18 protein-coding genes are annotated in these 21,452 nt (G+C 63.3%); 8 read left to right on the top strand and 10 right to left on the bottom strand.

Annotated elements, in window-relative coordinates:
- Window positions 1–18 precede the first annotated feature (18 nt).
- From BZF57_RS12160 to BZF57_RS12130, 7 genes are all read left to right on the top strand, one after another.
- Window positions 19–1,617 carry a GMC oxidoreductase gene (locus tag BZF57_RS12160; RefSeq protein ID WP_086738220.1) on the top strand — a complete coding sequence of 533 codons (1,599 nt, stop codon included), beginning with the start codon at window positions 19–21 and terminating at the stop codon, window positions 1,615–1,617.
- A gap of 37 nt (window positions 1,618–1,654) precedes the next feature.
- Window positions 1,655–2,395, top strand: coding sequence for an SDR family NAD(P)-dependent oxidoreductase (locus tag BZF57_RS12155; RefSeq protein ID WP_086738218.1), 741 nt, complete (start codon window positions 1,655–1,657; stop codon window positions 2,393–2,395).
- 61 nt (window positions 2,396–2,456) lie between these two features.
- A complete protein-coding gene (rfbD, locus tag BZF57_RS12150; protein WP_086738216.1) occupies window positions 2,457–3,314 on the top strand; it encodes a dTDP-4-dehydrorhamnose reductase in 858 nt (285 codons plus the stop codon).
- Entirely contained in the window at window positions 3,307–4,377 is a 1,071-nt protein-coding gene (rfbB, locus tag BZF57_RS12145) for a dTDP-glucose 4,6-dehydratase (RefSeq protein ID WP_086738214.1), read from the top strand. The genes rfbD and rfbB overlap by 8 nt, the downstream gene beginning before the upstream one ends.
- Window positions 4,378–4,509: 132 nt before the next feature.
- Complete coding sequence (gene gmd / locus BZF57_RS12140; RefSeq protein ID WP_086738211.1) at window positions 4,510–5,571, top strand: GDP-mannose 4,6-dehydratase; 1,062 nt, start codon at window positions 4,510–4,512, stop codon at window positions 5,569–5,571.
- Between the two features lie 3 nt (window positions 5,572–5,574).
- Window positions 5,575–6,546, top strand: coding sequence for a GDP-L-fucose synthase (gene fcl, locus BZF57_RS12135; protein WP_086738209.1), 972 nt, complete (start codon window positions 5,575–5,577; stop codon window positions 6,544–6,546).
- A 61-nt stretch (window positions 6,547–6,607) separates the two neighbouring features.
- Complete coding sequence (locus tag BZF57_RS12130) at window positions 6,608–7,435, top strand: 2OG-Fe(II) oxygenase (protein WP_086738207.1); 828 nt, start codon at window positions 6,608–6,610, stop codon at window positions 7,433–7,435.
- Window positions 7,436–7,475: 40 nt separating this feature from the next.
- Here BZF57_RS12130 and BZF57_RS12125 read toward each other — a convergent pair whose 3' ends face one another.
- Window positions 7,476–8,759, bottom strand: a complete 1,284-nt coding sequence (locus tag BZF57_RS12125) for a lipopolysaccharide biosynthesis protein (protein WP_086738205.1) — start codon at window positions 8,757–8,759, stop codon at window positions 7,476–7,478.
- A 125-nt stretch (window positions 8,760–8,884) separates the two neighbouring features.
- Here BZF57_RS12125 and BZF57_RS12120 point away from each other — a divergent pair, with 125 nt between their 5' ends.
- Window positions 8,885–10,219 (top strand): O-antigen ligase family protein, encoded by a 1,335-nt coding sequence (locus BZF57_RS12120; protein WP_086738203.1) that lies wholly within the window; start codon window positions 8,885–8,887, stop codon window positions 10,217–10,219.
- A 9-nt stretch (window positions 10,220–10,228) separates the two neighbouring features.
- Here the strand turns inward: BZF57_RS12120 and BZF57_RS12115 are convergent, their stop codons facing one another.
- The 9 genes from BZF57_RS12115 to BZF57_RS12075 form a co-directional block, all read right to left on the bottom strand.
- The gene (locus BZF57_RS12115; protein WP_143738488.1) at window positions 10,229–13,294 is read right to left on the bottom strand and encodes a hypothetical protein; all 3,066 of its coding nucleotides are present in this window, start codon (window positions 13,292–13,294) and stop codon (window positions 10,229–10,231) included.
- 20 nt (window positions 13,295–13,314) lie between these two features.
- Window positions 13,315–13,578: a spike base protein, RCAP_Rcc01079 family gene (locus BZF57_RS12110; RefSeq protein WP_086738198.1), complete on the bottom strand. Its 264-nt coding sequence runs from the start codon at window positions 13,576–13,578 to the stop codon at window positions 13,315–13,317.
- A 185-nt stretch (window positions 13,579–13,763) separates the two neighbouring features.
- Window positions 13,764–14,285 (bottom strand): acyltransferase, encoded by a 522-nt coding sequence (locus BZF57_RS12105; RefSeq protein ID WP_206073249.1) that lies wholly within the window; start codon window positions 14,283–14,285, stop codon window positions 13,764–13,766.
- A gap of 145 nt (window positions 14,286–14,430) precedes the next feature.
- Entirely contained in the window at window positions 14,431–15,258 is an 828-nt protein-coding gene (locus BZF57_RS12100) for an FkbM family methyltransferase (protein ID WP_086738193.1), read from the bottom strand.
- A 17-nt stretch (window positions 15,259–15,275) separates the two neighbouring features.
- Window positions 15,276–16,256: a nodulation protein NodZ gene (locus tag BZF57_RS12095; RefSeq protein WP_086738191.1), complete on the bottom strand. Its 981-nt coding sequence runs from the start codon at window positions 16,254–16,256 to the stop codon at window positions 15,276–15,278.
- A 117-nt stretch (window positions 16,257–16,373) separates the two neighbouring features.
- A complete protein-coding gene (locus BZF57_RS12090; protein WP_086738189.1) occupies window positions 16,374–17,411 on the bottom strand; it encodes a glycosyltransferase family 2 protein in 1,038 nt (345 codons plus the stop codon).
- The gene (locus BZF57_RS12085; RefSeq protein WP_086738187.1) at window positions 17,411–18,286 is read right to left on the bottom strand and encodes a glycosyltransferase family 2 protein; all 876 of its coding nucleotides are present in this window, start codon (window positions 18,284–18,286) and stop codon (window positions 17,411–17,413) included. Before BZF57_RS12085 ends, BZF57_RS12090 begins: the two co-directional genes overlap by 1 nt.
- A 120-nt stretch (window positions 18,287–18,406) precedes the next feature.
- Window positions 18,407–20,635 carry a GumC family protein gene (locus BZF57_RS12080; protein WP_086738185.1) on the bottom strand — a complete coding sequence of 743 codons (2,229 nt, stop codon included), beginning with the start codon at window positions 20,633–20,635 and terminating at the stop codon, window positions 18,407–18,409.
- Between the two features lie 4 nt (window positions 20,636–20,639).
- Window positions 20,640–21,368 carry a polysaccharide biosynthesis/export family protein gene (locus BZF57_RS12075; protein WP_240505963.1) on the bottom strand — a complete coding sequence of 243 codons (729 nt, stop codon included), beginning with the start codon at window positions 21,366–21,368 and terminating at the stop codon, window positions 20,640–20,642.
- Window positions 21,369–21,452: the final 84 nt, after the last annotated feature.

Here is a 21,452-nt window from a genome sequence, read left to right as displayed (position 1 = left end):
CAAGGGGCGGCGCGCGCCATGACCTCGGGCGACATATTCGACGTCATCGTTGTCGGGACGGGCATGGCCGGGTCGGTGGTCGCCGGCTCCTGTGGGGATGCCGGCATGCGGGTGCTCGCGCTCGAGCTCGGCACGGGCATCCCGGCACCACAGCCGCCCCGCAGCCTCGTCCAGCGCGCGCTTGGCCTCGGGATCGCCGATAGCGGCGAGCGCTGGAGCGAGGACGTGATGCTCCGCCGCCGCGAAGGCGGGAAATACCGGCAGACCAACTGCGTGATCGGGGTCGGGCCGGGCGGGTCGGGCCGGGTCTACGGCGCGGCGCTCGGTCGCGGGGCACGCCGGGATTTCGAAGAGGATTTCCAGCCCTCGGCGTGGAATGGCGGTTCCGAGGCCGCTCTGCCCAATGCCTGGCCCGTCGCTTACGATGAGTTCCTCGAAGCCTATCGCCGCGCCGAGCGGCTGCTGCAGCCTGTCGGCACGCGCGATCCGCTCGATCCCGAGGACGACGCGGACCTCGCTCCACCCCCGCCGCTTTCGGCCGGCCACGCGCTCATGATGGAGCGGCTGAAGGCCAGCGGCCGGCATCCGTTCCGGATGCATACCGCGATCGCGTACAAGCCCGGCTGTTCCGAGTGCCAGGGCAGTGCCTGCGCGCGCGACTGCAAGGCGCACGGATTCAACCGCGCGCTCGAGCCTGCGCTCGCGCGGCAGGCCCGGATCACGTTCACAGCCGGCGCCGCGGTTCAGCAGATCGCCCGCCGCGGCGATGCAGGCTGGGATGTCTGCTGGACCGATCGCACGGGCGCCGTCCAGTCCAGCAGCGCGCGTCACGTGGTGATGGCGGCGGGCGCGCTGAACACCCCGCGCCTGCTCGAAGCCTCGGCGCAGATCTGGAACGGCGCGACCCCCGATCTGGTGGGGCGGGGGCTGATGTTCCATGCCAACGAGCTTCTGGCCGTCACTGTGCCCGATCCCGCGGCGCTTTATGGCCCGCGCAAGGTCATCGCATTCCGCGACCACTATTTCGACGGCCCCATGCCGCTGGCCGAGTGCCAGTCGATGGGCCTCGTGCTGAAGCCGGGCATGATTTCCCAGTTCCTCACGAGCGCCGCGCGTGAGGCGGGGGTGGATTTCGGCAACCTCGGCAAGCTCGTGATGCGCCCTGCGGCCGAAGTGGCCGCCCGCGTCCTTGCCGGTTCCGAACTCTACTTCGCGCCGATTCAGGACCTTCCCTATTACGACAGCCGGGTCACCACCGTGACCGGCACGGACGGTGTGCAGCGCATCGGCATCACCTATCATCCGCGCCCCGAACTGGTGCAGCGGGTCAAGCGCTTCCGCGAGCTCGCGCGGGAGGCTTTCGCTCCTCTTCCGGTCCGTTTCGCGCTGCCGGCGGGCGAGCCGAATTACGGCCATCCGATGGGAACCTGCCGGATGGGCTCGTCGCCCGATCACTCGGTGGTCGACAAGAATGGCGAGGTCTGGGACCAGCCGGGGCTGTTCGTCGCAGATGCGTCGGCATTCCCCTCAAGTCTCGGCATAAACCCCGCGCTTACGGTTGCCGCCCACGCCTTGCGCGTTGCAGATGCCATCATCGGCGGGACGGGCAAGCCATGAGCCTTCTGTCCGCCGTCCACCATGGGAGCGTCGCTGCATGACTGAAGCATCCGCGAAGGCACGCCATGTCGCGGTTACCGGTGCCACTGGCGGCATTGGCGGAGCGCTGGTGCGCCAGTTCCATGAAGCGGGCTATCGCGTCACCGCAATCGGCCGCAACCGCGCCGCACTGGAACAGCTTACCGCGCTCGGCCCGCAGGTCTTTACCTGTGCGGCGGACATGGCGGACGATGCCGCGTGCAAGTCCGCATTCGCGGACGCCGCCAAGGCGCTGGGCCCCGTCGACGCGCTGGTCGCTGCGGCTGCGGTCTATCCCAAGGCCTTCTTCCTCGACCAGACCGCCGACCATCTCGACGAGGTGCTGCGCATTAATGTGGTCGGTGTGGCCAATGCGGTGCGTGCGGTGCTGCCCGGGATGCTGGAGCGCAACGACGGGCGGGTGGTCGTGATGGGTTCGCTCGCCGATCTCAACCCGCTGCCCGGTTCGCTGGCCTATTCAGTCTCCAAGGGCGCGTTGCACTCGCTGGTCCGCGGGATTGCCGGAGAGATCGACCGCGATCGCTATCCGAATGTCCTCATCAACGAATTCAATCCCGGCGCGACCCGGACCGCCATGAGCGAGCACGGGAACGATCCCGAAGCGATCTTCCCGGCGCTGTTGCCGCTGATCGAGTGTGGGCGGGACGGGCCGCAGGGGCGGTTCTTCCAGGCGGGGCGCGAAATCCGTCTCAACGAAAGCTGGAAGGCGGCGCTCAAGCGTGCCGTGCTGCGGCGATGAGGGGTGGTCCGAACGTGATGCAGTTTGCAACCAATTGTAGTTCAACGCGAAAGGCGGCCTTGTGAGAGTGCTGATCACCGGGGCGAACGGGCAGCTGGGCGGTGCCTTGCAGAAGCTCGCCCCTGCCTGGGCCGATATCAACGCGATCGACGTCGACGATTGCGACCTCACCGACGCGCCGATGCTGCGCGCCCGGCTTGTCGTCGAAGCCCCTGAAATCATTATCAATGCGGCGGCCTACACCGCGGTCGACAGGGCCGAGAGCGAGGAAGAACTCGCACGCGCCATCAACGCCGGTGCTGTCGCCACGATGGTCGAAGCGATGGCCGAAACGGGCGGAAAAGTCGTCCATGTGTCGACCGATTTCGTGTTCGACGGGGGGTCAAGCACGGCCTACGCCCCGTCAAGCCCGCGCAATCCCCTGTCTGCGTATGGGCGAACCAAGGCCGAGGGCGAGGATAAACTGCGTCCCCAGGACCTGCTGGTGCGCACCGCATGGGTCTACGAGGCGGGCGGAGCGAACTTCGTGCGCACCATGATCCGCCTGATGAAAGAGCGTGACGAGCTGCGCGTGGTCGCCGACCAGACCGGTGCGCCGACTTGGGCGACCGGGCTTGCCCGCACGATCTGGGCGCTGGTCGAGAAGGGCGCGAGCGGCACCTTCCACCACTGCGACGACGGTGTCGCCACCTGGCACGAATTCGCCGTTGCCATCGCCGAGGAAGCTCACGCGCTGGGCCTCATCCCGCGCATCCCGGTGATCCACGCGATCACCACCGCCGAATATCCCACCCCCGCGCGGCGCCCGGCGTTCTCGCTGCTCGATTGCAGCGCGACCCGGGCCCTACTGGGCGACCGTGCCGTGCATTGGCGCGAGAACCTGCGACTGATGCTCGAAGAGGAAGCGAAGCTTGGCTAATCTGCTCGTCACCGGAGGCGCCGGCTTCATCGGCGGCAATTTCGTGCATTACTGGAATGCGCAGCATCCCGGCGACACGGTAATCGTGCTCGACGCGCTGACCTATGCCGGCAACCGCTCGACGCTCGAGGGCAGCCGTGCCGAGCTCGTCGAGGGCGATATCCGCGATACCGCGCTGGTCGAGCAATTGCTGCGCGACCATGCGATCGACACGCTGGTGCACTTCGCCGCCGAAAGCCACGTCGACCGTTCGATCAGCGGCCCCGACGCCTTCATCGACACCAACATCCTGGGCACCAACAGCCTTCTGAAGGCCGCGCGCGCGGTGTGGCTTTCGGGCAGCGGCGTGCCCCACCGCTTTCACCACATCTCGACTGACGAGGTGTTCGGCTCGCTCGGGCCCAACGATCCGGCGTTCAGCGAGACCACGCCCTACGCCCCCAACTCGCCCTATTCGGCGAGCAAGGCGGCATCCGACCATCTGGTGCGCGCCTATCACCACACCTTCGGGCTCGAGGTCACGACCAGCAACTGCTCGAACAATTACGGGCCCTACCAGTATCCCGAAAAGCTGATCCCGCTGTTCCTGCTCAACGCGCTTCATGGGCGGAACCTCCCGATCTACGGCGACGGGATGAACGTGCGCGACTGGCTGCATGTCGAAGACCATTGCCGCGGGATCGAGGCCTGCCTCGCCAACGGCCAGCCGGGCGAAACCTACAATATCGGCGGCGGGGCAGAGCTGCCCAACATGACCGTGATCGACACGATCTGCGCCGAGGTCGACCGGGCCTTTGCCGAGATCGACGGCCTTGCCCAACGCTACCCCGATGCGCCCGCCGCCAAGGGCGAGCCGACCGCAAGCCTCAAGACCTTCGTCACCGACCGCGCCGGTCACGACCGCCGCTACGCCATCGACGAGACCAAGGCCCGCGCCGAGCTCGGCTACGCACCCGCACACGAATTCGAAGACGGCCTGCGCCAGACGCTGCGCTGGTATCTCGACCATGAAAGCTGGTGGCAGGCTCTGTTGGCGCATGGCAAAGACGAAAAAACACGATAGAATTGCTGCGTTGCACAAAATTTGCTGTAACTGTTCTTCAAGCAGGCGTCGCAGCATCAGAAAGACTTCTGTCCGCTCGGGCTTTTCCGAGTGGGCACACAGGCAAGATACGAGACAAAGGCGAACATAGGCATGGGCAAGAAAGCACTGATCACCGGAGCGACAGGGCAGGACGGGGCCTATCTTTCCCGCTTGCTGCTGGAAAAGGGTTACGAGGTGCACGGTGTGAAGCGCCGCTCGTCGTCGTTCAACACGGGGCGGATCGAGGACATCTATCAAGACCCGCATGAAACCGAACAGAAATTCGTGCTGCACTACGGCGATCTCACCGACAGCACGAACCTCATCCGCATCGTGCAGGAAGTGCAGCCCGACGAGATCTACAACCTCGCCGCCCAGAGCCACGTTGCGGTGAGCTTCGAGACGCCCGAATACACGGCGAACGCCGACGCAATCGGGACTTTGAGAATTCTCGAGGCGATCAGGATTCTGGGTCTCGAAAAGAAGACCCGTTTCTACCAGGCGTCGACCTCGGAGCTTTACGGCCTTGTTCAGGAAGTGCCGCAACGCGAGACGACACCTTTCTATCCCCGCAGCCCCTACGCTGCGGCCAAGCTCTATGCCTTCTGGATCACAGTGAACTACCGCGAGGCCTATGGCATGCATGCCTCGAACGGGATCCTGTTCAATCACGAAAGCCCGCTGCGTGGCGAGACTTTCGTCACCCGCAAGATCACCCGCGGAGCTGCTGCTATCTCGCTCGGCAAGCAGGACAAGCTTTACCTGGGCAATCTCGACGCCAAGCGCGACTGGGGCCACGCCAAGGAATATGTCCAGGGCATGTGGATGATGATGCAGCAGGACGAGCCTGACGACTACGTTCTGGCGACGGGCGAGACGACTGCCGTCCGCGACTTTGTGCTTTGGGCGTTCGAGGATGTCGGAATCCCGCTCGAATTCCGCGGCGAAGGCATCGACGAAAAGGGTTACAGCACGATCGACGGGCGTTGCCTGGTCGAGGTTGATCCCGCCTATTTCCGGCCCACCGAGGTTGACCTCCTGCTTGGCGATCCGACCAAGGCCAACCAGAAGCTGGGTTGGAAGCACGAGACCAGCGCGCGCGATCTGGCGCGCGAGATGGTGCGTGCCGACCTTGAAATGATGCGGATGCCCACGGCGAGCGTGATCCTGTAGATCATGGCCGGCGAGACATCATACAGCCTTGCGGGCAAGCGGGTCTTTGTAGCGGGGCACCGCGGCATGGCGGGTTCGTCGATCGTGCGTCGTCTCGAGCGCGAGGATTGCGAAATCCTGACCGCGCCCCGCAGCGAGCTCGATCTGATGGACCAGGCGGCCACGCGTGGCTGGTTTGCAAACCACCGCCCGGATGTAGTCGTGGTCGCAGCGGCAAAGGTGGGGGGCATTCTCGCCAACGACACCCAGCCGGCCGATTTCCTCTATGACAACCTCATGATCGAGGCCAACCTTATCGAGGCAGCTTTCCGGTACGATACGGAAAAGCTGCTGTTCCTCGGTTCTTCGTGCATCTATCCCAAGTTTGCGGCGCAGCCGATGACGGAAGATGCCTTGCTGACCGGCAGCCTCGAGCCGACCAACGAGTGGTACGCCATCGCCAAGATCGCCGGGATCAAGCTCGCACAGGCCTACCGCAAGCAGCATGGCCGCGATTTCATTTCGGCGATGCCCACAAATCTTTATGGACCGGGCGACAACTTCAGCCTGACGTCAAGCCACGTCCTTCCCGCGCTGATCCGCAAGGCCCACGAGGCCAAGCTGCGGGGCGATACCAGCATGATCATGTGGGGGACCGGCACGCCTCGGCGCGAGTTCCTGCATGTCGACGATCTTGCCGATGCCTGCATCTTCCTGTTGCAGAATTATTCGGGTCACGATCACGTGAATCTTGGTTGCGGCGAGGATATCTCGATCCTCGAACTGACGCGTCTGGTCAACCAGATTGTCGGCTTCGAAGGCGAGATCGTCCATGACCTGACCAAGCCTGACGGCACGCCGCGCAAGCTGCTGGATACCGCGAAATTGACAGCGCTGGGCTGGCGTCCATCGATCGACCTGCAAGAAGGTATTGCGCAGACCTATGCCTGGTTTGTTGACGCGCTAGAACATAACCGTGCGCGGAGCGTCGGATAGGCGCCCGAAGGTCCGGAGTACCCTTTCTTTTTCAGAAACCAGCCAGCGGAGGGCATGAGCCATGGCGATCCTCGAAAATGTCGGAACTCCGGGAAGCCCGAGATTTTCCGAAGAGCAGTGCATCGAACAGGGTAAGCGGTTCGCTGCCGAGTACCAGTCGGCCCAGCCTTTCCCGCACATCGCGATCGACGACTTCCTGTCGGTCGACATGTTGCGCGAAGTCGCGCGCAATTTCCCGCCGCGCGAGAAGGCGGTGTCCTTCAAGCGCGACCAGGAAAACCTCAAGTACCAGTTCATGCCCGAAGCCGTGTCCTGCGACCTGACGCGCAACCTGTTCTTCGCGCTCAACAGCGAGCCGTTTCTCAAGTTTCTTTCAGCCATGACGGGGATCGAAGGACTGATCGCGGATCCCTATTTCACCGGGGGTGGGCTGCACGAGACCCTGCGCGGTGGGCACCTCGGGGTGCATGCCGACTTCAATCGCCACAAGATCATGAACGTGCGCCGCCGCCTCAACCTGCTCGTCTATCTCAACGAGGACTGGCAGGACGAATATGGCGGCCATCTTGAGCTGTGGTCGAAGAACATGAAGCGCATGGAGCGCAAGGTTGCGCCGGTGATCGGCCGCTGCGTGGTGTTCAACACCGATCTCGACAGCTGGCACGGCCATCCCGATCCGCTCAACACGCCCGACGGCATTTCGCGCCGCTCGATCGCGACCTACTACTACACCTCGGCGGCGACGCTGAACGACCAGCCGGACCGGACCACCAACTTCAAGGCGCGTCCGGGTTCGACCGACAAGGTCGATCTCAAGCTCCGCGTCACCGAAAACCTGCGCGACTGGCTGCCGCCGGCGGTGGTCCGCATGGTCGGCAAGCTGCGCTAGAGGGGGCGCAACCCCGCCAGCCCTTACGGGCGCGGGGTTGTCAGTCCGAGGCGGGCCAGGCTCGTGCCAGCGCCCAGCGGGTGTAGGTGCCGCGCAGGATACTCGCGGTCAGAACCGCGATCGGAGGGCCCATCAGGCCGAGGTGCTGCACCAGCACCAAGGCCAGCGGGATCGAGGCAAGCGCGGCGATGATCTCGATGTAGAGCACCGGCTTCTCCTTGTGGAGCATCACCATCGCGGGCGCCGCCGGGCCGACGACGACGCGGATCAGCTGCGCCACCGACAGGATGCCCAGCGCGGTCGCGCCGCGGACGAAGTCGGGGCCGAACAGGCTCAGCACGGGGCTCGGGAAGAATACCGCGATCAGGACGAGTGGCGATGCCACCAGCAGGCCGAGCGCGCTCGCGGAGTTGACCGACGAGAAGAACTGCTTGCGATCGTGATTGGCCCGCGCCTTGGCCAGATGCGGGCCGGCCATGATGTCGAACGATGTCGAGATCATCACGATCAGCGCGCTGTACATCACCAGCGTCCGGTACACGCCCGCGTCCTCGATGCTGAGGAAAGCGCCCACGATCAGCAGCACGGTCCAGTCGGCCGCGGTCAGAATGACATTGGGGGCGACCGCGACAAGGCCCTGCCACTTGCCGATTTGCGGGACGCCGTCCCCCCAGGTGGCGAGGTGTCCGGTCATGATCCGCGAGCTGAAGAACAGCGCCAGCACCGCACTCGCCACGTAGATCGCCGCGATCAGTGCGGGCGGATAAGTGACATTGCCGAGCCATAGCACCAGCAGAACAATCGCCGTTAGGCCCGAGTAAAACACGCCCTCGAGCAACTGGGATCGCCATACATCTCCCAAGGACCGCAACAGATCGTTGTTGAGCCGCATCCAGGCGAGGATCGCGATCAGGGGTGCGAAGATGAAAACGAACGGGATTGTTGATGACGGGGCGATGCCAGTCTCTTCCAGTATGGCGGCGCCTCCGAGCACGATCGTGCAGAAAGCTATGCCTGCGACGAGCATATATCTCCGGCAAGCCATGTAGGTGGCGGCGAGATCTCCATAAGCGCCGGAGGTGATCAGACGCCCGGCTTCGCGGATCAGCACAAGGTGGAGACCCAGCGTCGCCAGCACCGCGCCCAGCGTCGCCGTGGTCAGCCCAATCTGGTACTGGCCGACTACGCCCGCGCCGAACTGCCGCGCGATCAGCCAGGTGACGATGAAACTCGCCACGGCACCGCCGCCGCGCATGAACAGCCCGATGAGCAGATCGAACAGGAGCTTGATTCGGGGAGAGATAACGCGCTGCGCGATGAACATGCGTTTGCCTATGAATGGAGCCGACGTTCCGCAGACCGCCTACCCTGACCTGGTTGCGCCCCGGGCTGCGCTCTCGCGCACTTAGCCCCTAGTATGTTGTGCAACTGCGGTATAGACCCTGCGGCATGGAATCCACCCTGCAATTCCGTCGGCAACCGGTGCCCAGAGCAGCCCTCGCGGCGCCCCGCACCTCACCCTTGCCGGTCTATTTCGCAGCCATTCTCGGATACCTGCTGCTGCTCCCGCCGCAGCTCAACGTCACGATCGCGGAGTCGGTTATTCCGCCGTACCGGTTCTTCCTGATCGGCGCGTCGCTTTACGTGCTGGGAACCACGGCGCGCGGACGTTTGCGCCCCAGTCTGCCGGACTTCTGCATTCTCCTGTCGATCGTGTGGATCTGCATTGCCATGTCGATCACGTCGACCACCAAGGTGGCCGTGACCGCGAGCGTGGCGCACACAGCCGACATCGGCTTGGCCTATTTCTTCGCCCGCATGGCGTTCCGCGACCTGCAGGACTTTCGCCGATTCCTCATTCTCATTCTTCCAGGCGTATTGATCACCGCAATCATCGTGATGATCGAAGCGGTGACCTTCACGCACCTGATTCAGCCGTTTTTCAGCAAGCTGACCGGCAAGCCGTTCGTGTATCTCTCATCGCCACGAATGGGTCTGATGCGCGCGCAAGGCCCTTTCGCACATCCGATCTCGGCCGGGATTTTTCTCGGTAGCTTTCTCTCGCTCTACTGGCTTTCCGGTTTCAAGGGATGGGTGAGAGCCGTGGGTGCCATCGCAGCATTCGGGAGCTTCTTTTCCGTCAGTTCTGCGGCGTTTTTGTCGCTTTTTGGTGCCGGAGCCCTGCTGGTCTACAACTGGCTTACACAGCAGATAGCCAACCTTTCATGGCGCGCCTTCTTTCTGGTGGCTGCGATCTTCGTATTCGTGGGCGAACTCGGAACCAAGGCCGGAACTTTCGGGCTCTTGGTCCGGTTCACCTCTCTGGACACAAACACCGGCTATCAGCGCATCAATATTTGGAATTACGGCACCCAGAATGTCCGCCGCCACCCCTGGTTTGGCCTCGGATACGGCGATTGGGATCGGCCCGCTTGGATGACATCCTCGGTCGATAACTACTGGTTGCTCACCGCGATGCGGTTCGGAATCCTGCCGAGTGTGCTACTCAGTTTCGCGACCGTGATGGCAATCCTCCTTCTGATGAAGAAGTCCATGTCGTCGACAGGTGCGGACCAGCAGACCGAAAGAGGCGTGGCCATCGCCATGGCCATCTTCGGGCTGGGCCTTGTGTCGGTGGCTGTCTGGCTGTCGGTCCAGGTGTGGTACTATATGCTGCTCGGCATTACCGTTAGCCTTGCTATGGCCCTTGTTCCTCAGATGCAGCGGCGGCCGCAGTTTGTGGTGCCCCCCGTTCCAGTGCGGCCCGCGCTGCAACGGCGCTAGTCCTCAGCGCTACGGTCGCACGTCGATCACGGACATCTCGTTGTTGGCGCCGCGCAGGATGAAGATGCGGTCCAGGCCGGTCAGGGGTCTGGCGACCTGCAACTGGTTGCCGACGATGCTGAAATAGCCCTCGATATGGCCGCCGTAGCGGGGGTGGAACCTGTCCGCGGTGACGTTGGAGGCGAGCACGGTTCCCACCGGCACCCCGCTCGTGATGCTCACGACGCGGTCGGGGGTGCGGTGGTAGTGCGTCATGATCTCGTCGATCACGGCATTCCACCGGCCATGCTCGCCCTTGGCGGCGGTGATGATCGCCCGCGCGCCGAAGCCCGCGTCGTCGTCGGCGAAGGCGGTGAGGTTGAAACTCCATAGGCCCGCCATGCTCGGCAGCCGCGCGCGGCCCTGCACGGCATCGAAGTTGTCGGCGCGCAGATATTGCTCGAACTTCGGATCGGGGGCGGAGAAGGCATCGTAATTGCTCCGGCGGCCCGCGGTGATGGTCCGCACGGATCCAACATAGACGGCGCCGCCTTGCGAGGCCTCGAGGCCGCCGCCGATCTTGCTTCCCATCACGGTGACATTGTTGCCGAAGGTCAGGACGTTCCGGATGCCGGCCCCGCCGATCGTCAGCGAGTAGCCTGTCCCGTCATTGTAGGTGAAGTCCGAGCGCGCCTCGATGAACAGCGCGTTCTGCACGAAGCAGCGGGCCGGATTGATGCGCGAGTGGTCCCAGCGCAGGCCGTTGGTGCCATCGCTGATGACAACGGTGTTGGTCACGCTGAAGTTGTCGAGGTTGCTGCCGGTCGCGCCGAGTGACGGGTCGCCGGTGAGGAAGTAGGCGCCCTTGGGGCCGATCATCACGCATCCGTCGAAGATGTTCGATCCGGTGGCGGTCACATCGTTGCGGTTGATCTGGACGAAATCGTTGGAGACGAGCGTCGTGATGACGGCCGGATTGTTGACCGTGAGGCCCGTGTAGCGGACATAGCCCGTGCTGCGCCATTCGCCGCCCTGGTAGGTGACGTCAATCCATTGCGAGCCGTTCTTGATGCGGAACACGTCGCCCGAATTCGGGAGGCGCGTGCAGGTGCCCATGTTCATCTGCGAGGCGATGAACTGGAAGCCGGGCTTGTTGACCTGCGGCGAGGCGATGCCGGATTGCTGCCAGTAGCGCACCCGCAGGCTGCGGGCGGGATCGGGCGCTCCGCTGAGTACGCCGGTGTCGAAGTTCCACGTGCCGATGTGCTGGCCGAGGAAGCCGTGCGGCAGGGTTGCCGGATCGAAGGCAGGCGAGAGGTCGGCCCATGTCGCGCCCGCGTCGTTCGATACGCGGATGGGCCGCTCGGACTGGCAGAAGAACATGTCCGGCCGCGCTGTGGCGAGCGCTCCCAGCATCTGGTTGGCGGTCCAGCTAGTGAAGGTGCCGCGCGAGATGAACAGCATGTCCATCCAGAACCGCGTGGCGCAGAACTGGTCGGTGTTGGCGGTGATGCTGGTGGTGCTCGACGTGCCGCTCAGCACCGTGCGGGCGAGCGCATGGGTCCGGGTGCCCTTCAGGCTCAGGGTACCGCCCGTGGTCTGGAGCGCCAGCTCGCCCATGAACACGCGCCTGTCGTCGGTGTCGTCCTGCTGGATCGAATGGCGCGCACGCGTGGGCCACAGGGTCGAACCCAACACGAGGCTGTTGGTGACCGCAATGTTCCCGGCCGCGATCAGCAGGAAGCTGGAGCCCGTGCCCGTGAGGATGTCGGCCTGCTCGTGGTACTTGGTGCGCGTGTCTCCACCCGCCATCATGATGACGCCGTCGATGTCGATCGAGCCGACGAAGGTGCTCGACGTCGAGACATTGCCGAGGATCGGTCGCAGGTCTTCGCGGGACTGGAATACGCTCTGCACGCGGACGTTGGTGGCGTTCTCGCTCGCCGCGTTGGCTTTCAGCCAGTCGCGCGGGAACCATCCGGGGCCGAAGGTCAGGGTATGGTTGACGGGACTGGACCAGGGGCGTGCGTAGAGCAGCTGGTTGGGGTTCGGCATGATCCCCGCCCGGTCGGCCGCCTCTGCACCCGGAACAATCTGGATCAGAGTCTCGAGCGGTTCGTAGGGCGTTCCCACCTGCATCGCCGGCGGGATGATCGCCCCTGCGGTCATCTGCGAACGGGCCAGCGCGAGACCATTCATCACATAGCCGCAGTCCTTGAGATCGGTCTTGAGCGTGTCTGCCGCGAAGGTCTTGCTGACCGCGCAGACGGGCACCGATGCGGGCGGGGTCGCGGGATTGCGCTGAACCATCAGTTCGCAGACGTGATAGCTCTTGCCGGTCTGAGCCGCGATATTGCCGAACCCGATGCTGGGCGGCGCGTTGCTGGTGTTGGCCGCTCTCACATCGACCCACAGGTACCACCAACGCTTGCCATTGATGGTGCCCATGTCGTCGAACCCGGCGCGGCGGTTGCTCCAGCTCTCGGTGAAGCCCGTGATCACCCCGGCCGCGTCGTGATTGAAGGTGAAGGCAAAGTTGAGGTTGCCTTGCAGGCCGATGTCGACGCGCCCTGCCTGGGTCGCGCCGGAAATCGCGACGATCGCATGGATGCGCAGCAGGTCGCCCACCGCGATGCCGGTCGCGGCGATGTTGCTCGCGATGTGGAACTGGTTGGTGATCTCGTTACGGATGACCACCCCGCCGCCCGTCGTTCCGAACAGGTCGGCTTCGGCATGCTCGCCGGCGTAACGGATTCGCGTTCCGCTTTGTCCCGACAGGTAGGCAGGATCGGTGACGGTGTGCGGCGCCGTCCGGCTGTCCCACGGGGCCGAGTTGTACGTGTCTGCCCCTTGCAGATATTGCCCCCGGAACGTGCCGTCAGCGTTGAAGCACAGTCGCTCTTCATTGGCGGCGCAGCGGACGAATCCGCTCGCCGTGCGCCGGAAGCGGCCCGCGGTGGAGGTATAGGCCGTAACGCCACTCGATCCCCTGAAGCCTTGCGCGATGCCGGGCGTGCCGATGCCTGCAAGAGCAAGCGCGGAAATCGCGGTGGCACCGAACATGAACGACCTGCGGGTGAGTTCCGGTTCGGACATGGAAATCATCAGTCGATGCATCAGATCAGCCCCACGATGTCAGTCGCAGTCGTGCCGGTCTGACGCACAGCCAAAACCCGGATCGGCAGAATTGCCCCATTGCTGATGTTTGCCAGCCTGATGTCAGTCTTGCCGTCAACTGTGCGAAGAACCAGATGGCCGCCGGTTCCCACATAGATGGCCTTGGTGGCGACAGGCAGCGGGGTCGAGTCGCTCGGGACGATATCGAACGCGTCTTTCGCGGGAGCGATCAAGCTGTCGCCGGAGTTCTCGAACTGATCCATCACACACCTCTTTGGCTAAAGAAGTGATTTAGCTAACCAGATTGGTTACTGTAGGAAAGCGCAATCTTCTCTTGGGTGCTTGACCCTGCACCTACGATGAAGCGCGCTTTCGGAGGTTCCCAGAACTTGCTGATTTCGCCGTAGAGCGCCAACGCGACCAGACCGTGGACAATGGAGCCGGATCGCTAACTGCGACTGTTGTCCTCGACAATCACGCGCTGGCTGACGATGCGGGCAGGCGACCCGGCAATGATGCTCATCGGCGGAAATTCGCCCCGCACCACGGCTCCGGCGGCGACGATGCAGCCAGCGCCGAGGCGCGTTCCCGGCAAGACAATGGCCCTGGTCGCCAGCCAGACATCATTGCCGATCACAATGTCGGCTTCGGCCATTGGCTGCTCGGTGACGGGATGGCCGAGATCGTGACGATAGGTCGCAGCCGTAAGCATGACCTCTGGTCCGAACAGCACATCGTCGCCGATGATGATCCGGCCATTTCCCGGGCCAGCCCAGATGTGGCAACGCGACCCGATCCGTACCCGGTGCCCGATGGCGATGCGTTCCGGGTTCTGGAACACCGCGTCCGGGCTGACATTGCGCACACCGGCAAAGGTCACGCGCCGCGACGGCGTGACGTGGGAATAATTGTAGTAGTTTACGATCTTCACGAGATGCAGCCACGCCCGCGGGTCGAAGAGCGAGAACACAGCTCTAAGACCTCGAGCGAGGCGGCCGGGACTTTTCTTGTAAACCTGCTCAGCGGGCACCAAAGTCTCCCCGAGAAAAATTCCCTAAAATTGTGGCGATTAGGCGGCTTGAATTGAGCTTTGGCCTTCGAAGAATTCCTATTGCTTAGGAATACTGAGAAAGCACTTCATTGAATTTTTCCGGTACCTCATGGCTCGAATGCACAAAAATATCATCCGATGCATTGATCCGAAGCAAAATCCTGTAACCCTTACTGGCTAGAAGGTCGCGGTACCGTTGTGTGCCGCCTATTTCGTGATTGTTCTCGAGCACGATAGCACGCGGCGGGTTCGTGTCGAAATCGATGCTGCTTAAGATGAGATCTTCGGCTCCCTCAACATCGATTGACACGAAATCAAACCTGACGTTTGCGTCGATGAAGTGAGATACTGGCCCGCATTCGATCTCGTATTCGACATAGTCGTAGTCTCGCATATCCTCGGCGCGGACATATTCCTTGAAGCCTGAGAGCGCGTGCTCCCAGCCTTCCTTGGGTTGGATTTCTACGAAAGCCTGAACACCGTATGATTTGCTGACCCCCGCATTAATGAACACGGTGTTGGGCCGCGACTTCCATAGTTCCTTAAAGGATCTGATCGGATCGAAAGCGTAGCCAGTCCAGCCTTTCTTTTCAAAGAACAGGGTATTACTAATGGAATCGGGCTTATTCGCTCCGATATCTAGAAATACCCCCTTTTCGTATGGAAAGAGAAAATCGAGAAAGTAATCTTGGCAGATCTGGCCGAAGTATCCCTGGCTCTGAATTTGCTTAATTTGATCTTTTGAAAGATCAACATAGGATACACCCTTGTTGGCACGGCCAAAGGCTCGCCGGTCGCGAAAAACTTTTGCCTCATCCCACAGTATTTTTGCCTGTCTGCGCAGGGGGCCGTTAGGAATGACGCGTTTCCCGATGCTTCGAGCGTTAATCATGGTTTGCTCCTTCGCCCTCAAATTCGTGCCTGGAAAAATTGCTTGGTCCGTACGACCGGATCGAATCGTGCGATGTCGACTTGCCGGCTTGCGGGGATGTCGCCGATCAGTGCCGCGCTGACCGAGAAGGTCGAGTGGCGGCTGTGCAGCAGCCAGTCGCAGCGCGCGAGCGCCATCATGTCCGCCAGCGCGTTGCGGGCCTCGTCGAGGGGATCGACAAAAGTCTCGCTCGAGAAATGCAATGCCATGTCCGACTGCGAAAGCACCTTCTCGATCATCACGACATTGCTGAACCGCTGAAGGATCGCATCCTGGGCCAGCCCGCTGTCGGTTGCGAGGAAGATCGCCGCGTCGGGCATGGAGCGCTGCAGCTTGTCGAGCTCGCGGATGATCCGGTCGAGCGGCACCTTGCGGTCGGTGAAGCGGATATGGACGCCGATCACCGGCTTGGCGAGCTGGTCGAACACCGCATCGACGCGCGCAGCCACATCCGGAGCCGGCTGGAAATAGCGCGCCAGATAATCCTGCGTGATCCGGTCGAGCGACTTGCCCTTGAACCGCGGATCGCGCGACATGCGCCCCTTCAGACGCAGCAATTTGGGCAGGTACGACCAGAACACCCCGACCTTTTCCTGCTGCTTCGAAGGGGCGAAATCGATCGACAGCTTGCGGTAGAGCAGCGGGTCCTGATGCTGCTTCGGAAAATGGCGCCGGATCACGTCGACCGGGTGCTCGGCGAGCCGTCCGGACCACAGGGACGGGGCCACATCCGTCTCGTGATCGAGCTGCGATACGTCTTCCATCCAGCTGGCATCGAACAGTGCGGGATAGAGGTTCTCGCCGGGCGCCAGGTACATTCCGTCGCGCCAGTCGATATAGGGTTTCCGGCCAGTGAGGTCGGCAAGCACAAGCCCGGTAATCGCCGAAAGCATGCGATTGCCAAGCCCGCCCTTGGCCTTGATCACCAGCGAGCGGGCGGGCGAGATGGCATCGCTCATCGCTTCGCTCCGGTGCTGGTGTGGCAGGTCGGCATGGCGTCAAGAATGGCTAGGCGGAGCAGATTCATTTTCCTTCGGGTTCAATTCGCGGAGAGGGGCGATTTGATGCTCTTCACATCAAGGCGGCGCGCCGCCCCGTTGCTTGAGCTGCGCCAGAAGTCCGCGCTGCTTGTCGTATCCGCGCCACCACAATCCCGGATAGAGAGATACCAGCCGGTAGGCCTTCTCGCGCGATTGCAGGCGCGGGATCCGCCGCCCCAGAAGCTTGCCTCCGAGATAGCGTTCGGTCGCCGCGACCCAGAACAGGAACCGTCCGAGCACCGAAGCGAGCCCGGACCAGTGCGCCTTCGTAAACTCGGCCGTTCCGGCAGCGTGGTAGAGCACGCGCATCGGAGAAGAACCGTCGCCATGGCCCGCTTCGTGGTAGCCGCGCGCAGCGGAGATCCGCCAGAAGCTGTGGCCTTGCTTGGCCAGCCGGTGGAACAGGTCGACTTCCTCGCAATAGAGAAAATAGCGTTCGTCCAGACCTGCGGCGGCGTCCCAGGCGCTCTTCGTGAACATGACGAAGCCGCCCATCAGCAGGTCGACCTCGCCATCGGTTTCGAGCCGTTCCGGCGGGAGGTTCGCGGCTGTCGAGCGGCCGAATGCGGCATGCGCAAACTCGCGCAGCGAAGGCTTGGGAATGGCATTGCCCGTGTCCGGACGGTTGTGCGCATCAACCGTCACGCCACCCCAAGCCGAAGCCTGCGGATAAGCGTCAACTCCCTCGAACAGGGCGTCGATAGCCCCGGCAAACAGCTTCATGTCGGGGTTGAGCAGCAGGACAAACTGGCCCTGCGCGTGGCGCGCGAGCTCGTTATTGCCCGCCGCAAAGCCGACATTGCCCCGGCTCGGCACGATCCGCACGTGAGGAAAACGCTCGCGCACCAGTGCCTCAGTCGAACCGTCGCCATTGTCGATCAGGAGGATCTCGAAGCGGCGCTTCGTGCACGCCGAAGGAACGGAGGCGATGCACTCTTCGATCAGGGCGGCGGAGTTGTAGGCAACAATCAGGATCGAGACATCGACCCCCTTGGCTTCTCCAATCGGCGACTGCGGTGCAACGCCGTCTTGCGGGGTTGCCGAAGATGTCGCGCTCGTCTGCAGGTCGGTCATCACGCCTCCCGCGCGGCAAGATCCCGCTCCCAGACGATGTCCTTGCGTAGGCGCTTGGCCCGCTTCACCCGCAACCGGACGATCGCCTTGATCGCGAGGTAGATCGCGACGTCGAGGATCGAAGCGCCCTCGCGCAGCGCGTCGCGAAGATCGCCGGGGCGGTTCGAGCCGGAATAATGCGGGCTCGGATGCTCGCGCAGCAATTGCTCGTTGCCGAGCCTGCGGCGGGTCTCCACGCGGATCTGGTCGATGGCGCGCCGCGGAGGCGAAACGAGGAAGAACACCGGTCGCCCCTGCTCATCCACGCTCACGCTTCTGCGCTCGCTTTCCGGGAAGCGGGAATGAACCCAGATGTCGTCCCCCGTGATAAGCGGGAAGTCGCCGATCCGTTCATAGGCGGCCTGCGACAGGCCGAAGCACCCCGAACCCACCATCGCGCGTTTCACGTAGGGCTGCGTCAGCCAAACCCGGTAATAGGCGCGGGCGAGAAAGTTCGAACGCGAGAGATCCATCTTCAAGGCCGGAGCGGCTGCCATCACGCCGGGCTGCCGCAGCGCCTGAGCGGTCGCGGCGAGTGCGGCGAAGCTGCATTGCACATCGGCATCGAGATAGATGCGCGGGAAGTGCAGGGCTTCGCGGTTGGCGGCGTTCATTGCCGCCGTCTTGGACCCCGTCGGAAGGTCGAGGACGAGAGCGGACGGCGCCTCTGCGCGAGCGATCTGGACGGTGTCGTCGCTACAGCCGTTGGCCGCTACGATGACCTGCATCGCGGCATCCGCCGGAGCGTCGGCCAGCAGAGTGCGCAGGCAGCGCCCTATCACCGACGCCTCGTTGTGCGCCGGGATAATCACCGTGAAAGCTCTCGTATCGGTCATGCTCGAACGGACGTCCACCAATCATGGAACTTCAGTAGCCAAGGGGGTGAGGCCTGTCTGATTCCGGCCCCTTGTTCCCCCGCGTTCCGCTGCGAACGGATGCAGTCGTCGTCGGTCAGATCAGGCCGAATTCCGGCTGCTGTCCGTGTATCGGTAATACTCGTACTGGTAGCTGTAGGTCTCGCCCGCTTCGAGCGCGCGGTACTTGGTGAGTACCACGCCGAGCATGTTGGCCCCGGCGAACTTGAGGCGCCGCACGGCCGAGCGAACCTGGCCATATGGCACACGGTTGGCTTCCAGCACGAAGATCGTTCCGTCCACCATCCGCGACAGCATCGGCGCGTCGGCCAGACCAAGCACCGGCGAGCAGTCGATCAGGACGAGATCGTAATTCTCGCGCTGTTGTTCGAGGAACTCGTGCATCTCGACGGACGCGAGAATTTCGGTCGGGTTGGGCGGGATCTCGCCGATCGGCAGGATGTCGAGGTTGTCATGCACGCCCTTGACCAGAGCGGTGTCGAGATCGACATGCCCGAGCAGCACTTCGACGAGGCCGACCTTGGGGCGCTCGATATCGATCAGCCGGGCCACGGACGGACGACGAAGGTCTCCGTCGATCAGCAGGGTCCGGCGCCCGAGGTTCGCAAACAGCCTCGCCAGAATGAGCGCGGTCGTCGACTTCCCTTCGGAGGCCTGCGAGCTTGTCAGCTGCAGAACGTTCCGGCTGCGCGGCATTGAGAAGTCCACCGCCGCTCGTATCGACGAGTAGGCTTCCATCAGCGTGCTGAAGCGGTTGGAGCCCTCGGCCTCGATATCGCGCTCGGCAACGTGCGGCGTGTAGCCGAGGAGCGTGAGGCCGATCCGGTCCTCGACGTCCTCGAGCGAACGCACACGGTCGTCGAGTGTCTCGCGCAGCACGGCCAGAGCCCCGGCGGCCGCCACGCCCAGAACGAGCGCCAGCGCCATGTTGCGCAGGATGTTCGGCGAATAGGGCGCGGAGGGCACCGTCGCCGTGTCCAGCTTGGTTACCTTGCCGCGCTGCACGTTGGCTGCACTGTTGATCTCGTTGTAGCGATCGAGCAACGTCTTCAGCTGGTCGCGGATGGCCTGCGCTTCGCGATCCAGCACGCTCAGCTGCACCTGCTGGTCCTGTTCGACCAGCTTGTTCGAGGTGAGCGAGCCCAGTTCGGCCTGGAGTGCCTGTTCGCGGTTCCGCGCGATGACATATTCGTTGCGGACGGTGGCCTTGATCTCGCCCGAGCTGCGATTGATCTGCTCGTTCAGGATCTCGATCTGGGCCTTCAGGTTCTGCACCTGCGGGAAATCGTCATTGTAGCGTTCCCGCAGGTCCGCCAGCTGGGCGAGCTTGCCGGTGCGATCCGAAATGAGCCCCATCAGCACGGGGCTGCTCTGCACTTCGGGAAGCTGCGAGGCCGGAAGCTTCTCGATCGAGCGCCAGCGCTGTTCCGCCGCGATCCGCGCCGCGCGGGCATCGGTCACCCGCTGGTTGATGTTCGCAAGATTGGCGCCGGTAAGCGTGATGTTCGCCGAGCTGCCATCTTCCGAGGTGCTGCCGGCCACCGGCTGCACGATGATGCCGCTGTTGCGGGCGTAGTCGTTGGCCGAGGACTCTGCCGCCGCCAGACGCGTCCGGGTGAGGTCGATCTGCTGCTTGAGGTATTCGAGGGCGTATTCGTTCTCGCGCACCGTGTTGCGGCTGCCCCACGCGATGTAGGCGCTGGCGTAGCCGTTCGCGAGTTCGGCGGCCAGGGCCGGGCTCGACGAACGGAAGCCGATCGGGATCACCCAGTTGTCCTGCGACACTTCGGCCGTGACCGATCCGGCGAGAATGCTCGAAGCGATCTCGAGCTTCTGCTTGCGCCACTCTTCGTCGCTGATGTTCGGCGGGCGGCTTTCGTCGATGTCCTTGCCGAGCAGGTCCGTGCGGTCTGCCAGCTTGAGATCCTCGGCCACGACTTCGGCCATCGACCGGCTCTTGATGATTTCGACCTGGGTAGCGAGGTAATCGTAGATCTGGTTGGGCGAGACGCTCTCGTTGAGGTTCTCGCCTTCCAGAATGGCGCCGCCGAACGGCTCGACGCTGACCTTGGCGCGCGCCTCGTACATCGGCGTGACCAGCAGCGTCAGGATGATGCCGCCGATCAGCGCGGCCGAGATCGCGCTGGCGATGATCCAGCGCTGGCGGAACACGATTCCGCGGATCACCGACATGCTGATGAACTGCGCGCGCGGCTGCTGAACCGCTAGCTGGCCATCCGCCATGTAAGTGTCGAGCCATCCGTTGCGCGGATTGGGCTCGGGGGCACTGATGATCGATCGGTCGTTCATGATGTTAGTTGTTCAATCCCGCCACAGCAAAGACACCGAAGGCAGGCAAGGCCTTGAGCAGATCTTCCCAGAACACCGAAAGCCCGTCGGTGCCGATCACGACCCGGTCGCCGGGCTCGAGAACGGGGTCCAGCATGGTGCCCTGCTTGACCTGCGCGTAATCGAACTTCGCGATCATGATGCCCTGCGGGCTCTCGCGGAACACGGCGACCTGTTCGAGCTTCGCGCTGCGCTTGGGGCCGGAGGCCAGCGCGATCGCCGAAGAGAGGCGCGCGCCGGGCTGGAAGACATAGACGCCGGGCTTTTCGACCGAGCCTTCGACCGTCACGAGATGCGAGGCATATTCGGCGATATTGACGCTAACCGTCGGCGTCTTGAGGCCGAGCGCAGCCAGCCGGCGGGTCACGTCCTGCTCCAGCTGCCGGGTCGTCATGCCTGCGGCGGGGATGGTCCCCAGCAGCGGCAGCGACACGTTGCCATCGACGCCGATGCGGACCTTTTCGAGCGAAAGATCGGGCTCGCGGAAGACGTTGACCGAGATCTGGTCGGCAGGACGCAGATTGTAGGAAGTGGGCCGTGAGACGCTGAATCCGGTCTGGCCGTAGGCTGCATCAGGCGTGCTGGCGCTCATGCCGACCTGAGGTTCGGGCGTGGATGCGCATGCGGCCAGAGTGCAGGTCGCGGCCGCTCCCAAGATTGTCGCCAGTTTCCCGCGATACATGGGTGTCGTCATCTTGCCCTCCGTTGATTTCCCCGACGGCTTAGCCACTATGGTCCCGCAGTGCAACATACTTGCGCCCAACGTCCCGATAGCCGA

The organism is Erythrobacter colymbi (genome assembly GCF_002155685.1).
GTDB lineage: Bacteria > Pseudomonadota > Alphaproteobacteria > Sphingomonadales > Sphingomonadaceae > Erythrobacter > Erythrobacter colymbi.
The sequence above is the reverse complement of the archived record's forward strand: the minus strand, read 5'-3'. Positions and strand labels throughout refer to the sequence as shown.